We start from the raw sequence: 14,034 nt of genomic DNA on the forward strand, positions 1-14,034 counted from the left end.
TTTAAATTAAAAATATAAAATTATTTGTTGACTATCATAAGTAAATAATTTATAATTTAAATAAGAACAAATGTTCGTTAGAGAGGAAGGTGCTTTATGGGTAATATAGATATGGATAAATTAAAGGCTATAGAAAATGCTATGAGCCAAATAGAAAAACAATTTGGAAAAGGATCAATAATGAAGCTTGGGGAAAATAGTTCTTTAAATGTAGATGCTATTTCAACAGGATGTCTTGATTTAGATATAGCTTTAGGAATTGGTGGAGTTCCAAAAGGAAGAATAGTAGAAATATATGGACCAGAAAGTTCAGGTAAAACAACAGTTGCTCTTCATATTGTAGCAGAAGCTCAAAAACGTGGAGGAGCAGTTGCTTTTATAGATGCAGAACATGCTTTAGATCCAAGTTATGCAAGAAACTTAGGAGTAGATACAGAAGAGCTTATAGTATCTCAACCAGACACAGGAGAACAAGGGCTTGAAATAGCTGAAGCTTTAGTACGCTCAGGTGCAATAGATGTAATAGTTGTAGATTCAGTTGCAGCATTAGTTCCAAGAGCTGAAATAGAAGGAGAAATGGGAGATTCACATGTAGGTTTACAAGCAAGACTTATGTCCCAAGCTTTAAGAAAGTTAACAGGAACAATACAAAAAACAGGATGTGTAGCTATCTTTATAAACCAATTAAGAGAAAAAGTTGGAGTTATGTTTGGTAATCCAGAAACAACAACTGGAGGAAGAGCATTAAAATTCTATGCTTCAGTTAGACTTGATGTTAGAAGAATAGATTCAATAAAACAAGGTGAAAGTATTGTAGGTAACAGAACTAGAGTTAAGGTAATGAAAAATAAGGTTGCACCTCCATTTAAACAAGCAGAATTCGATATAATGTACAATGAAGGAATTTCAAGAACAGGAAATATAGTTGATGTTGGAGTTAAAGAAAATATAGTTCAAAAAAGTGGAGCATGGTTCTCATATGGGGATATTAGACTTGGGCAAGGTAGAGAAAATGCTAAATTATACTTGAAAGAAAATCCAGAAGTTGCATTAGATATAGAAAATCAAATAAGAGAAAAATACAATCTAAAAACAGAGGTTGTAAATAAAGAAAAAACTGAAGAAAAAAAGGTGAATAAGAATATAAAATAGTATAATGGCAATAATAACTGATAGATAAGGTATATTCTATCAGTTATTTTTTATAAAAATAAGTTATTATAACAATAAATTATAAATTTTTAATTTATTGTAAACCATTAAATTTTATTAGTGTATTTATACAACTAAACTTGACATAATTTTAAATTTAAGATAAAATAATAGCAAATACTGGTTTATCATATTCCAAGTATCAGTGAGAATAAGTATGATACCTACTACATTTTCTTATTAAATTATAAATGTTTATTTAGATGGAGGAGGTGTCGATATGGATATTCTTATTTTGATAATAGTTGATATTATAGTATTAGCCATTTTAGGTGCAATACTTTATAAAGCTATACAAAGTGCTTCTAAGACAAAGATAGAAGGCTTAGAGAGAGAAGCAGAAACCATATTAGCAAATGCTAAAAAGGAAGCAGAGGCTACTAAGAAAGAATCAATTTTAGAGGCTAAAGAAGAAGTTCACAGACTTAGAAATGATTTAGAAAGAGATTCTCGTGAGAGAAGAAATGAAGTTCAAAGGCTTGAAAGAAGAGTAATTCAAAGGGAAGAGTCATTAGACAAAAAGAGCGATCTTTTAGAAAAGAAAGAAGAAAACATCAATAAAAGATTACAGGAAATTGATCAAATGGAGGTCAATGTACAAGAGCTGTATAATAAAAGAAGGGAAGAACTTGAAAAAATAGCAAGTCTTTCAACTGAAGAAGCAAGAGAAATTCTTTTAGACGAAGTTAAAAAGGAAATTACTCATGATGCAGCTATGATGATTAAAGATATTGAATCTAAGGCAAAAGAAGAGGCAGAGAAAAAGGCAAGAGAAATTATTACCACTGCAATTCAAAGATGTGCCGCAGATCATGTGTCTGAGTCAACAGTCCATGTTGTTGCCTTACCAAATGACGAAATGAAGGGTAGAATTATTGGTAGAGAAGGAAGAAATATTAGAACGCTAGAAACGTTAACAGGAGTAGATTTAATCATAGATGATACTCCAGAAGCAGTTATTTTATCAAGCTTTGATCCTGTAAGAAGGGAAGTAGCTAAAATAGCGCTAGAAAAGTTAATAGTTGATGGAAGAATCCATCCAGCGAGAATCGAAGAAATGGTAGATAGAGCTAAAAAGGATGTTGAAAATGATATTAAAGAAGAAGGGGAACAAGCAACCCTAGAAACTGGAGTTCACGGAGTTCATCCAGAAATAACAAAACTACTAGGTAGATTAAAATATAGAACAAGTTATGGACAAAATGTATTAAAGCATTCCATAGAAGTTTCATATTTAGCTGGTGTAATGGCTTCTGAATTAGGGTTAGATGTCAACTTAGCAAAGAGAGCAGGCCTATTACATGATATTGGTAAAGTTGCCAATCAAGAAGAAGAAGGACGCCATGCAGTTATTGGTGGAGATCTTGCTAAGAAATATCATGAATCACCAGTTGTTGCAAATGCAATTGCAGCTCATCATGGTGATGTAGAAATGATGACATTAGAAGCAGTATTAGTTCAAGCAGCAGATGCTATATCAGCAGCTAGACCTGGTGCTAGAAGAGAAACCCTAGAGGCATATATTAAGAGATTAGAAAAACTTGAAGAAATTGCAAATTCTTATGAAGGTGTAGAAAAGTCATATGCCATTCAAGCTGGTAGAGAGATTAGAATTATGGTTAAACCAGATCAATTAGATGATGCTGGATCAGTTGAGTTAGCAAGAAACTTAGCAAAGAGTATTGAAGAACAACTAGAATATCCAGGTCAAATTAAAATTAATGTTATTAGAGAAACAAGAGCAGTAGATTTTGCTAAATAATATAAAATACATTTTGCATTGCAAAATGTATTTTATTTTTATATAGATTATAAAGCTATATGTAATAATAAATATAATTTATATAAAATAATAGAAAAAAGTAAAAATAAAAAAGGATTTTAAGAATATATATAGAATATATTATAATGAGGACATAGACCTTAAATAAAATTGTAAACGATTTTTATCTGGGAGGTAAAGACAAAATGGAAGTATTAAAGGTTTCAACAAAATCAAATCCAAATTCAGTAGCAGGGGCTCTAGCTGCAATTATTAAGGAAAAAAATATAGTGGAGATTCAAGCAGTAGGAGCAGGAGCTATAAATCAAGCTGTAAAAGCTATAGCTATAGCAAGGGGGTTCGTAGCACCTAGTGGAAAGGATATCGTATGCGTTCCAGCTTTTACAGATATTGAAATAGACGGAGAAGAAAGAACAGCAATAAAATTAATTGTTCAACCAAGATAAAGATTATTTATTTAAGTAGATGGATTAGGGAGTTAAAAATAAGCGCTAATTAAATGACTACATAAATGTAGATATTTTTAATGTAAACCAATAGTACATTATATTTAATATTTAATATTTAAACTTGAAATTTTAAAAAATTCCGTTTATAATAAAGGAGTTAAGTAGATAACTATATTAATTTTTTGTAAAGAGGTGTTTTTAATGGTATCTAAAGAGGTTGTAGTAAACAACGGAACTGGTTTACACGCAAGACCAGCAACTTTATTAGTAAAAAAAGCTTCATCATTTAAATCAGATGTAAGCATTGAATTCAATGGAAAGAAAGCTAATGTTAAGAGCTTAATCGGAGTTCTTTCATTAGGAGTTACTAAAGGATCAGCTATAACAGTTATTGCTAATGGTGATGACGAAGCTCTAGCTGCAGAAGAAATAGCTAACTTAATAGCAACTTTAGAAGACTAATATAAAAAAGTGCCAAAAGGCACTTTTTTATTTTTAAGTAAATGTATGTAGTTATTTAAATGTAACTAATGATTTACATTTAATTAATACTAGAACTAAATCTATTGCAGCTCCTAAAATAGCAATATAAATTATTCTTTGAAGTAATATAGATCCACCAACTAGTAAAGAAATAATATTAATGCTAAATAAACCTATTACACCCCATGTAATTGCTCCTATTAAAAGTAGAACAAAAGAAATTTTGTCAAGCAAACTAATCTTACACATTTTAAAATCCCCCTTAATATAATTAGTACACAATATATATATTAAAAATTTTTTTAAAATATAACTGAAAAAATAATAAAATTATGTTATAATACGAATGCTAATAAAAAAAAATAAAATTTTATTCGGAGGTTATTTTATAATGAGAGATTTATACAGTACGCCATTAAATTCAAGATATGCATCAAAAGAAATGAGTTACATATTTTCAGATGATATGAAATTTTCAACATGGAGAAAATTATGGGTTGCTTTAGCTGAAGGAGAAAGAGAATTAGGGTTAAATATTACTAAAGAACAATTAGAAGAGCTTAAAGCAAATATATATAATATAAATTATGATGAAGCTATAAAGAAGGAAAAAGAAGTAAGACATGATGTAATGAGCCATGTACATGCATATGGAGTTCAATGTCCAAATGCTAAAGGGATAATACACTTAGGGGCAACTAGCTGCTATGTAGGTGATAATACTGATATAATAATAATGAGAGATGCTTTATTGTTAATTAAAAATAAAATAGTATCTGTTTTAAATCATCTTTCAAATTTTGCAATAAAATATAAAGATATGCCAACATTAGGGTTTACACATTTTCAACCAGCACAACTTACAACAGTAGGGAAGAGAGCTACTCTTTGGATGCAAGACTTAGTACTAGATATAGAAAATATAGATTTTTTACTTTCTACTTTTAAATTAAGGGGAGTTAAAGGAACAACAGGAACTCAGGCAAGCTTTATGACTTTATTTGATGGTGATGAAGAAAGGGTAAAAAAATTAGATAAAATTGTTGCAGAAAAAATGGGATTTGAAAAAAGCTATGGTGTTACAGGGCAAACATATCCAAGAAAGTTAGATTCAATAGTATTGAATACATTATCAGAAATTGCACAAAGTGCATATAAATTTAGTAATGATTTAAGATTATTACAAAGTATGAAAGAAGTAGAGGAACCATTTGAAAAAAATCAAATAGGATCATCTGCAATGGCATATAAAAGAAACCCTATGAGAAGTGAAAGAATAGGTTCTCTTGCTAGATATGTTATAGTAAATTCATTAAATCCAGCTATTACAGCTGCTACACAATGGTTTGAAAGAACTTTAGATGATTCTGCAAATAAAAGAATTGCTGTAGCAGAAGCTTTTCTTGCATTAGATGGTGTATTAAATCTTTATATTAATATAGCTGAAAATATGGTAGTTTATGAAAAAGTTATAGCAACTCATGTTAATAATGAATTACCTTTTATGGCAACAGAAAATATAATGATGGAAGCAACAAAAAGAGGTGGAGATAGACAAGAACTACATGAAAAAATAAGAGTTCACTCTATGGATGCGGCACAAAGGGTAAAAGGTGAAGGCTTAGATAACGACCTAATTGATAGAATAATAAATGATGGAAGCTTTAAGTTATCTAAAGAAGAAATTCTTTCAATTATAGATCCTTCTAAATTTGTAGGAAGAGCCCCTAGTCAAGTTATAGAGTTTATAGAAGAATATATAAATCCTATATTAGATTTAAATAAAGAAGCTTTAAAAATAAAAAGTGAAATATCTGTTTAATAAATATTAATAATTAATATTTATAGTATTAAAAATATAAAATTATATTTTAGGAAAATAGTAGTATTTAATGTTATGCTACTATTTTTTTATTATATGTATTAAAACATAAATTTTTGGAAATAATTAAATATGGTATTGAGAATAGGAGGTGAAAAAAATGAGTAATAATAGTGATTCAAATTTAAGAGATTGTATTAGTTGTAATGGTACTGGTAAAATTAAATGTGATTGTGGTACTAAAAACTCTCCAAATGCAACATGTTTTTCATGTGCTGGAAGTGGAGAGTTTATATGTCCAGTATGTGATGGAGAAGGTAAGTTTTAATAGAAGTAAATAAATTAACTTAAAAGTTAGTCTAACAAAAATGTTGTGGGTTGTAAAAGAAAAGCAATTTTAAAAGTGCTTTTCTTTTTTTATATATGATATTTAATAAAATTTATAAGAACACATTTCTATTATAAAAATAATAGTATATATAATAACAAATATTAAGGAGATATTATGAGAGGTTTTTGTAATAATTTCAAAAAATATAGAGGAAACAATATATTAGATGAGAATATAATTTTATCTAAAGGAGGCAATGTTAAAGGTGGAGAGAAAGAAGCGATTATATATTTAATTGGGAAAAAAGATGGAGAATCAGAAAGTTCAATATATAAAAATTTGAAGATAGTAATATCAGATGGAGAAGATGGTAAAAATACAGAGGTATTAATAAAAAATATAGAGGGATATAATCCTAAAATATATGTTGTAAATTTTACTGATAATGAGTATAAAGAAATTCTTTTTACAATAGAAAATAAAAATGAAAGTGAAGGGATATACTCTAGTGTAATAGGATATGATGGAAGTAAATTTATTGAATTTTTCAATTCCAAAAACTTTGAATATGATCACTCATGTAAAGTCATATATGATAATTTTTATAAAATAAAATTAATAGAAGAAAATGAAAAAAAGTATTTTATAGATATAAGTAATAAGCCTAAACAAAATTTAAATAATATATATACTGAAAAAGGAAAATTAAAATATAAAATAGAGGAGACAGTATCAAAAATTTCAGGAGTTTATCCTATGCTATCAAAAAATGGGGATAATTTTGATTTATGTATAACAAAGGATATAATAGGACAATACAATTTAGGTTATTTTGGAAAAATAATTTATATTTTGAAATATAATAGTAATAAATTTAAAGAAATAACTAATTGTTTAGCTATATATACAGAAGAAAGCTTAGAGGTAAGTAGAACTGAAAAGAAAAACATCATAAAGGAAATAAGTACTCATCGAGTAAATATAGATTTTTCTGAAGTAGATTTTATAGAAAGTGAAAGGTTTAGAAGTTTAAGAGTAGAAAGAGCATTAGAAAAGGAATTTGAATTAAAAGGAGATCGTGATAAAGTAAATTATTTGTATAATAAATATGATTTAAACGATGATAAAAAAGAAGAAGTAATTGTATATTTAGAAGGTCCTTTATTTTGTACAAGCGAAGGTAATACTATAGTGGTTTTGGAAGAAAAGGGATCTGAATATAGAGTAATATCTAAAATAAACATAACTAGAAATCCAATTATAATATCTGAAAATAAAACAAATGGATATAGAGATATTATTGTTAAAGTTATTAATGGAGAAAAGGAAGTATTTAAAGTTTTAGAGTATAATGGTAATTCATATCCATCAAATATAAATAACTCTAGAAACTTAAAAAATGGAGAAAAAATAAAAGGAATAGCAGTAGTATCAGACGATTTATTTTATAAAAGAGGATTAGAATATAAATAAGAAAAAATCTAGGGATTTTTAAATTGAAATTCCCTAGATTTTTCATTATTTTTGAAGTTCAGTTATATTATCATAATTAACTTTAAATGCTTCGCCAGAAGCTTTTGAAAAATGACCTGACTCATATGGTTTTCCACCAAGGGTTATAATTACATTATTCACTTTAAAGTTATATCCAAATGTATTAACTAATGCAGTTAGAGTACTTGCTTCAACTCCACCACCTAAGTTTTGTGCTTTAACAAAATTATCACTAAAATCTAAAGTAATGGTATCCTTAGAACTATCAAGATTTGCAGATATTAAAGATATATCTTTAGAAATAACTCCTCTAATATCAGATGTAGGAGCTTCTTTTAATGAGTTAACTATTGCAGTAGCAACAGCCTTTCCTTTAACTTCAATTGTTTTATCACTATAGACTATTTTATCAGCTACAGCATTATAATAATAAAGTCTTACATCTTTAGATTTTACTTCATCTTCATTAGAAGATTCTTTTGACGACTCACTTTTATTTTCGTCTAAATCACTTTTATCACTATTTGAATTATTACCATTAGATGTATTTTCCTCAATACTTGGAGCATTACTACTTAAATTTTTATTTTCACTACAAGATATTAATGAAAATGGTAAAAGTAATAATAAAAATGTGGCTATAATTTTTTTTCTCATAAATAACTCCCCTTTATTAATATGTAAAATATAATTTAATTTAAATATATTATAACATTATATGGAGAAGGTTACAAATAGGAAAATAAATTACATATATTTCCAGGGGAATTATTTATAAAAACTTTATGATTTGAAAAAATTATGTAAATATCATATAATATAAAGCATCGACTTAGATACATTAATATCTAAATATCCCAAGATAGGAAGAAGGAGAAAATAAATAATGCAAGTAGTACCGAAGGTAAATGTAGAAAGATTTAATGAAATAGTAGAAATGCTAGAAAGTTTTTGTAGTGAAAATTTAAATAGTAATTACTTAGCACTTACAAAAGAAATATGTTTTGAAATATGTGAGATTGAAAAGACAAATATAAACAAAGGAAAAGCAAGCTCTTGGGCTTGTGGTATAGTACATGCATTAGGGTTGAAAAATGGTTTATTTAGTGGAAAAGAAACACCATCATTAAAAGCTGGTGAACTTTATAAAGCTTTTGAAGTAAGTAGTAGTACAGGGCTTTCAAAATCAAAAGAGGTACGTAACCTTATAAATATAGAAAATGAAAAATGGAACATTAAAAATATAAAAAATAATAATGAAAACTTAACAAAAGCTAAAGAAGAAGTTGCAGCTACTTTTCTAGAAGAATCTTATGAAAAAATAGAAAGAGTAGTTGATGAAGAGCTTTTAAAAGCAAATAAAATAGCTCATGAGGCATGGAAACAAAAAAATTATAATCAAAAAGTTAAACTTGCTAAAGAAGCTTTAGAAATAAGTAAAGATTGTTCAGAAGCATATATAATTTTATCTTATGACAATAAACTAAATTCATTAAAGCAAAAAGAATTTGCCTTAGAGGCTGTAGAAGCAGCTAAAAGAGTAATAGGTGAAGAAAATGTAGAGAATTATATTGGGAAATTCTTAGAAGATGATGTGGCCAAAGGATATTATAGTTCAAAATATAGATTAGGAAACCTTTTATGGTCTTTAGGAGAAAAAAAGGATGCTATAAAAGAATATTTAGATCTGATAAAATTGTGTCCAAGAGATAGATTCTTAGTTAGAGCAACATTAGCATCGTGGTTAATATCAGAAAAAATGACTAAAGAACTAGAGGACTTATTAGAACAATATAAAAATGACAATTTAACAGCATTAAAGTTTACTAAAGCCTTATATCTATTTAGCATAGGTAATATAGAAGAAGCTGAAAGAGCTTTGAAAATTTCAAATGTTTTAAATAAATATGTCTTAGATTATATAATAAGACAAAGAAGAATTCCAAAAGAGTTACCAGAAGTTAAAAAAATTGGAACAGAGGAAGATGCAATACATTATATGAAAAATGGAGAACTTGCATGGAAATCAGTAGATGGTGCTATAAATTGGGCAAAAGAATTTAAAAAAAATCAACCATTTTAATAAAAATTTATATTAAACAAAAGAAACTAGAATAATTTCTAGTTTCGTTTGTTTAATACAATAATATTTTTCAATAGCTTACTAAATCCGTGGCAATTTCTATTCTCTATAGGCATGTTATTTTCATTTATTAAAAATAATTCATTTAATATTTTATTATTAAAATAATAATCATAAAGTTTTTTATAATAAATAGAGTTACAATATTTATAAACCTTTTTTGATATTTCATATGGAGGAATAAAATTATCACTTTGTAATTTCATATATATAAAATAAAGTATTATAGAAATAGAAGTTTTTTCTTCTTGCCTATAATCTAAATCTTTTATTTTATCAAAATCTCTTATTAAAGTTTCAAAAAAACTAATTGTAGATGGATGGAGAGAAATAATATCATTATTTAAATAGCTTAGTAAAGAATTAGTGAAAAATGATATATTATTTAAAAAATTCCAAAGATCATTTACGTCAAATTCCACCCAATTAATAGTATTACTTATATTTAAATGTTTGTCTGTCATTATTCTTTTGCTTTCTTCTGGAATAAGACCATCTCCACATATAGAAAACATACGAACTAAATCAAAAGCAATTCTTTTATCTTCTTTAGATCCAATAGCATACTTTCCATCACTATTAAAAAAATTCATTGTACTAATTATAAGATGAAATATAGAAGTTAAAGTTAAGAAAAATAAAGAAGGAATAGATATACCAATACAGAATAGAAGTAGAATTATTAGAAAATCAAAAATTGGACCTATCCATAAAAATATTTTAATTTTTTTTAGAAGAATTAAATAATCTAATGATGAAGAAAGTTTACAGTTTTCAAAATGACATCTACTAGTAATATTATTTTCAATTCTAGGTTTTAAACTTATTTTAAATCTTGATTTATATCTATAAATTGTAAAGGGAATGACATGAAATAAATTACATTTAAATCCTAAAAACAGTGATGCAATGAGATGTATTAATTCGTGTGAAAAAATTAATATATATTCAATAGTAATAATCTTAATAAACATAAATACATAAAACAAAATAAATCATTCCTTAATTAAAGTAGTATTTATTATTAATATATTTTTTAAAAAGTAAATAGTTCAATTTTTACAAAATAAATCAGCATTAAAAAAGCTACCGAAATATGTAAAAGCTTTTTTAATGCTGTATAAAAAATCTATCTCTAGCTTTTATAAAAATTTCTAGAGAAAATAGATCTCAAATTTTTATATTAAATTTTATCTATACTATTAGCTTGTATCATTTTAAAAAAAATATACAAATTAATTATAGTAAAGTATAATAAAAAAAAGATAAAACTATTACTATTTAAGAAAAAAAATAGTATGCTATAATAACTTTATCTTAATTTTAAAGGAGCTAGCAAAATGAATATTCAAATTTTTGGAAGAAAAAAATGTTTTGATACAAAAAAAGCTGAAAGATATTTTAAAGAGAGAAAAATTAGTTTTCAATTTATTGATATTGATATAAAGGGAATTAGTAAAGGAGAACTAAATAGCATTAAAGGAAAAATTTCAATAAATTTATTAATAAATACATCTTTAAAAGAGTATAAAAAGCTTAATATAGATAAAATAAGAAGTGTGGACATAAAAGAAGAATTACTTCTTAAAAATTCAATATTATTTAAAACGCCAATTGTTAGAAATGGCAAAGAATCCACTTTAGGATATTCTAAAGAAATTTGGGATACATGGGAATAATAAAGAAATTATATAAATATTAGATTAAAAAGTGGTGGAAAAATGATAAAAATGAAACTAGAGAAAAGTAAAAAAGGTGAACCCCTTTTTAAAATAGGAATTAAAGAAGAGAATATTATAAAATATAAAGTATTAAAAAGATCATTGATGGAAGGGGAAAAAATAACAGGAAGATATAATTATAATGTGCCATTAAGGTTTTTTGTACCTGTTTTTAATAATATTCCAAAACAGGAAATACGATTAGATAGAACTAGCAAATTAGAATATTTTGAGTATTGGGATGAGTTTGAAGAGAAGTATTATTCATCAATAGATATAACTCCTAAATTTATGAAAAATTGGAGGAAAGAAAAATGTCCAGAAATTTTTAAAATTTCTATTAATAAAGAAACCTTAGAATTAAAAAAGGAAGTAGCTTTTAAAAGAATAACTAGAGTGTTAGAAGATTTTAAGTAAAAAGTTATAATGCAATAAAAAGTAAAAAGAATTAGAAAATCAAAAAACACCATATATTATAGATACTATTTACCAAATATATATAATATATGGTGTTTTTTCATTGTAATTAATACTTTTAAATAATATACTCGTAAATGAGTATATTAAAATAAAAAAATTAAAGTGCACAATAATTATTCAATTATTATAAATATAATGGTAAACTTAAATTAATATAAGAATAGAAAAAGAGGTTTAAAATGCAATTAAACAAAGAATTTATTACTAAATACGAAAATTTAGTTTCAGAGGATAGTACATATGCTATAGAATTTTGTATAAATGAATTAAGTAAGACAAAAAATAAAGAAATATATATTTTTTTAGCAGATGCTTATATGGCAGAAGACAATTTTAAAAAGGCAATAGAGATATTAGAAAAATGGTTAACTTTAGGAGGGGATGATATATGTGGACTTAATCTTTTAGGTGAAGCTTACTTTTATTTAGAAGATTATATAAAAAGTAAAAATGCATTTAATAAAATAATAAAAATAGATAAATTTAATTTTTTTGCAAGAATATATCTTACAGATATTTATATATGGGAAAAAAGATATATTGATGCTTTTGATAACATGTTTAAACTTTTACAATCTAAAAAGATAAGTGAAGAGGATAGAGCATTTGTTGAAGCAAAGATAGGTTGGATAAAATTAAAGTATTTAAACGAAATAGAAGACTCATCTAAATACTTTTTATCATCAATAAAAAGAGATTTTTCTTGTGGAACTGCATATATTGGTCTTGGTACATATAATTTAAAGTTGGAAAATTATAAAGAAGCTCTTAGAAATTATGAAATTGCATTAGAATTAGGTGAAAATTGTTTAGAGCTTCAGGAAGGGTTAAATAAAGCTAAAAATGAAATTGAAAAAGTTATACGGATGTAGGATATTTGCGGAATATTTCGGCTTTAGAGGGTGATAAAACATGAAAAATATTTGGGAAGAAAAATGGATAGAAGATTTAGAAGAATTAAAAGAAAAGCTTACAAGAGAGCATAAAAATTTATTTTTCAATATTTCAAAAAAAGATTGGGAAAATAAAATAGAAGATTTAAAGAAGATTATAAATTTATTAGATTATAATGATATGAAGGTTGAGTTAAGTAAGATAGTAGCTTCAATTAAAGATGCCCATACCTCTATTACCTTTCCAATTAAGTATATTATTCCATTAGAATTTTTTTATTTTAAAGAAGGAATCTATATTATAAATACAACAGAAGAATATAAAAGTATTTTATACAAAAAGATAATTTCAATTAATGATATTAAAATTGACGAAGTAATAAGAGAAGTGGAAAAGGTTATTTCTTATGAAAATAAATATTTTTTGAAATGTCAATTAGTAAAGTATATTCAATCTGTAGAAGTTCTTTATGGACTTTGTATAATAGATGATATTAATTCAATTTCTTTAGAAGTTGAAGATTCTAATAATTTTATAGAAAAAATAACTATATATCCTAAAGCGTATAATGATATAAAATATGTTAGTAAGGATAATATTCACATATATGAAGAAAATTCCTCTTTAAATTATTGGTTTAAGGTATTAGAGGATAATGAAATATATATAAAATATAATTCTTGTAGAGAAGATAATATAGATACTATTTATAATAAAATAAAGGAAACAATAAAGATTATAAAATTAAATAATATTCAGCGAGTGGTAATAGATTTTAGAAATAATAGCGGAGGAGATTCAACTCTTATAGAACCTTTATTAGAATATATAAAAGAAAATAAGATTATAAATAAAAAAGGAAATTTATTTATAGTTATAGGGAGAGAAACTTTTTCTTCAGCACTATTAAATGTATATGAATTTAAAAATAAAACTAACGCAATTTTAGTTGGAGAACCTACAGGTGGCAAACCTAATTGTTATGGAGAGGTAAAAAGATTTGTTCTTAAAAATTCAGGATTTAATGTTAGTTATTCTACAAAGTATTATAAATTAATAGAAGATGACAATTTAGATTCCTTATATCCAGATATAGAACTTTCCAACTCTATTATTGACTATATTAATTATAAATAATAATGAATTTATTAAAAGAACTTATTGTTAAAATAGGTTCTTTTAATTTTGTATAAAAATATAAATAAAACTTTGTAAAAATCTA

General features: G+C 25.5%; 15 protein-coding genes. 12 read left to right on the forward strand and 3 right to left on the reverse strand.

All coding sequences use genetic code 11. The features are described 5' to 3' along the window. The first annotated feature begins 96 nt into the window (after positions 1 to 96). The 4 genes from recA to ACYQ1T_RS13480 all read left to right on the forward strand — a co-directional run bounded on the left by recA (position 97) and on the right by ACYQ1T_RS13480 (position 3,906). Complete coding sequence (gene recA / locus ACYQ1T_RS13465) at positions 97 to 1,152, forward strand: recombinase RecA (RefSeq protein WP_459835675.1); 1,056 nt, start codon at positions 97 to 99, stop codon at positions 1,150 to 1,152. 280 nt (positions 1,153 to 1,432) lie between these two features. Then, positions 1,433 to 2,974: a ribonuclease Y gene (gene rny, locus ACYQ1T_RS13470; protein ID WP_459835677.1), complete on the forward strand. Its 1,542-nt coding sequence runs from the start codon at positions 1,433 to 1,435 to the stop codon at positions 2,972 to 2,974. A gap of 206 nt (positions 2,975 to 3,180) precedes the next feature. Continuing rightward, entirely contained in the window at positions 3,181 to 3,441 is a 261-nt protein-coding gene (locus tag ACYQ1T_RS13475; protein ID WP_016206312.1) for a stage V sporulation protein S, read from the forward strand. 204 nt (positions 3,442 to 3,645) lie between these two features. Next, entirely contained in the window at positions 3,646 to 3,906 is a 261-nt protein-coding gene (locus ACYQ1T_RS13480; RefSeq protein ID WP_459835680.1) for an HPr family phosphocarrier protein, read from the forward strand. Positions 3,907 to 3,957: 51 nt separating this feature from the next. On the opposite strand, the gene ACYQ1T_RS13485 is transcribed toward ACYQ1T_RS13480, so the two are convergent. Beyond that, positions 3,958 to 4,176 carry a DUF378 domain-containing protein gene (locus ACYQ1T_RS13485; protein ID WP_459835682.1) on the reverse strand — a complete coding sequence of 73 codons (219 nt, stop codon included), beginning with the start codon at positions 4,174 to 4,176 and terminating at the stop codon, positions 3,958 to 3,960. A 142-nt stretch (positions 4,177 to 4,318) separates the two neighbouring features. Here ACYQ1T_RS13485 and purB point away from each other — a divergent pair, with 142 nt between their 5' ends. The 3 genes from purB (at position 4,319) to ACYQ1T_RS13500 (ending at position 7,553) form a co-directional block, all read left to right on the forward strand. Further along, positions 4,319 to 5,749, forward strand: a complete 1,431-nt coding sequence (purB, locus tag ACYQ1T_RS13490) for an adenylosuccinate lyase (protein WP_459835684.1) — start codon at positions 4,319 to 4,321, stop codon at positions 5,747 to 5,749. 160 nt (positions 5,750 to 5,909) lie between these two features. Then, positions 5,910 to 6,077 (forward strand): hypothetical protein, encoded by a 168-nt coding sequence (locus ACYQ1T_RS13495; RefSeq protein WP_459835686.1) that lies wholly within the window; start codon positions 5,910 to 5,912, stop codon positions 6,075 to 6,077. Positions 6,078 to 6,254: 177 nt separating this feature from the next. Then, entirely contained in the window at positions 6,255 to 7,553 is a 1,299-nt protein-coding gene (locus ACYQ1T_RS13500) for a hypothetical protein (RefSeq protein ID WP_459835688.1), read from the forward strand. A gap of 45 nt (positions 7,554 to 7,598) precedes the next feature. Here ACYQ1T_RS13500 and ACYQ1T_RS13505 read toward each other — a convergent pair whose 3' ends face one another. After that, entirely contained in the window at positions 7,599 to 8,231 is a 633-nt protein-coding gene (locus tag ACYQ1T_RS13505; RefSeq protein ID WP_459835690.1) for a GerMN domain-containing protein, read from the reverse strand. Positions 8,232 to 8,460: 229 nt separating this feature from the next. On the opposite strand from ACYQ1T_RS13505, the gene ACYQ1T_RS13510 reads away from it, so the two are divergent. After that, positions 8,461 to 9,657 (forward strand): DUF6398 domain-containing protein, encoded by a 1,197-nt coding sequence (locus ACYQ1T_RS13510; RefSeq protein ID WP_459835692.1) that lies wholly within the window; start codon positions 8,461 to 8,463, stop codon positions 9,655 to 9,657. Between the two features lie 38 nt (positions 9,658 to 9,695). On the opposite strand, the gene ACYQ1T_RS13515 is transcribed toward ACYQ1T_RS13510, so the two are convergent. Beyond that, positions 9,696 to 10,691, reverse strand: coding sequence for a hypothetical protein (locus tag ACYQ1T_RS13515; protein ID WP_459835694.1), 996 nt, complete (start codon positions 10,689 to 10,691; stop codon positions 9,696 to 9,698). A 366-nt stretch (positions 10,692 to 11,057) separates the two neighbouring features. On the opposite strand from ACYQ1T_RS13515, the gene ACYQ1T_RS13520 reads away from it, so the two are divergent. The 4 genes from ACYQ1T_RS13520 (at position 11,058) to ACYQ1T_RS13535 (ending at position 13,949) form a co-directional block, all read left to right on the forward strand. Continuing rightward, positions 11,058 to 11,396 carry an arsenate reductase family protein gene (locus ACYQ1T_RS13520; protein WP_459835696.1) on the forward strand — a complete coding sequence of 113 codons (339 nt, stop codon included), beginning with the start codon at positions 11,058 to 11,060 and terminating at the stop codon, positions 11,394 to 11,396. 42 nt (positions 11,397 to 11,438) lie between these two features. Continuing rightward, positions 11,439 to 11,855 carry a hypothetical protein gene (locus ACYQ1T_RS13525; protein WP_459835698.1) on the forward strand — a complete coding sequence of 139 codons (417 nt, stop codon included), beginning with the start codon at positions 11,439 to 11,441 and terminating at the stop codon, positions 11,853 to 11,855. A 242-nt stretch (positions 11,856 to 12,097) separates the two neighbouring features. After that, positions 12,098 to 12,790: a tetratricopeptide repeat protein gene (locus ACYQ1T_RS13530; protein ID WP_459835700.1), complete on the forward strand. Its 693-nt coding sequence runs from the start codon at positions 12,098 to 12,100 to the stop codon at positions 12,788 to 12,790. Positions 12,791 to 12,830: 40 nt separating this feature from the next. Continuing rightward, on the forward strand, positions 12,831 to 13,949 hold the full coding sequence (locus ACYQ1T_RS13535; protein WP_459835702.1) for a peptidase S41: 1,119 nt from the start codon (positions 12,831 to 12,833) through the stop codon (positions 13,947 to 13,949). Positions 13,950 to 14,034 lie beyond the last annotated feature (85 nt).

Source organism: Clostridium carnis (genome assembly GCF_054657435.1).

Coding starts and splice junctions, on each gene's coding strand:
- recA (WP_459835675.1), top strand. CDS start 97: ATGGGTAATATAGATATGGATAAATTAAAGGCTATAGAAAATGCTATG.
- ACYQ1T_RS13535 (WP_459835702.1), top strand. CDS start 12,831: ATGAAAAATATTTGGGAAGAAAAATGGATAGAAGATTTAGAAGAATTA.
- rny (WP_459835677.1), top strand. CDS start 1,433: ATGGATATTCTTATTTTGATAATAGTTGATATTATAGTATTAGCCATT.
- ACYQ1T_RS13525 (WP_459835698.1), top strand. CDS start 11,439: ATGATAAAAATGAAACTAGAGAAAAGTAAAAAAGGTGAACCCCTTTTT.
- ACYQ1T_RS13475 (WP_016206312.1), top strand. CDS start 3,181: ATGGAAGTATTAAAGGTTTCAACAAAATCAAATCCAAATTCAGTAGCA.
- ACYQ1T_RS13510 (WP_459835692.1), top strand. CDS start 8,461: ATGCAAGTAGTACCGAAGGTAAATGTAGAAAGATTTAATGAAATAGTA.
- ACYQ1T_RS13495 (WP_459835686.1), top strand. CDS start 5,910: ATGAGTAATAATAGTGATTCAAATTTAAGAGATTGTATTAGTTGTAAT.
- purB (WP_459835684.1), top strand. CDS start 4,319: ATGAGAGATTTATACAGTACGCCATTAAATTCAAGATATGCATCAAAA.
- ACYQ1T_RS13515 (WP_459835694.1), bottom strand. CDS start 10,691: ATGTTTATTAAGATTATTACTATTGAATATATATTAATTTTTTCACAC.
- ACYQ1T_RS13520 (WP_459835696.1), top strand. CDS start 11,058: ATGAATATTCAAATTTTTGGAAGAAAAAAATGTTTTGATACAAAAAAA.
- ACYQ1T_RS13530 (WP_459835700.1), top strand. CDS start 12,098: ATGCAATTAAACAAAGAATTTATTACTAAATACGAAAATTTAGTTTCA.
- ACYQ1T_RS13480 (WP_459835680.1), top strand. CDS start 3,646: ATGGTATCTAAAGAGGTTGTAGTAAACAACGGAACTGGTTTACACGCA.
- ACYQ1T_RS13505 (WP_459835690.1), bottom strand. CDS start 8,231: ATGAGAAAAAAAATTATAGCCACATTTTTATTATTACTTTTACCATTT.
- ACYQ1T_RS13500 (WP_459835688.1), top strand. CDS start 6,255: ATGAGAGGTTTTTGTAATAATTTCAAAAAATATAGAGGAAACAATATA.
- ACYQ1T_RS13485 (WP_459835682.1), bottom strand. CDS start 4,176: ATGTGTAAGATTAGTTTGCTTGACAAAATTTCTTTTGTTCTACTTTTA.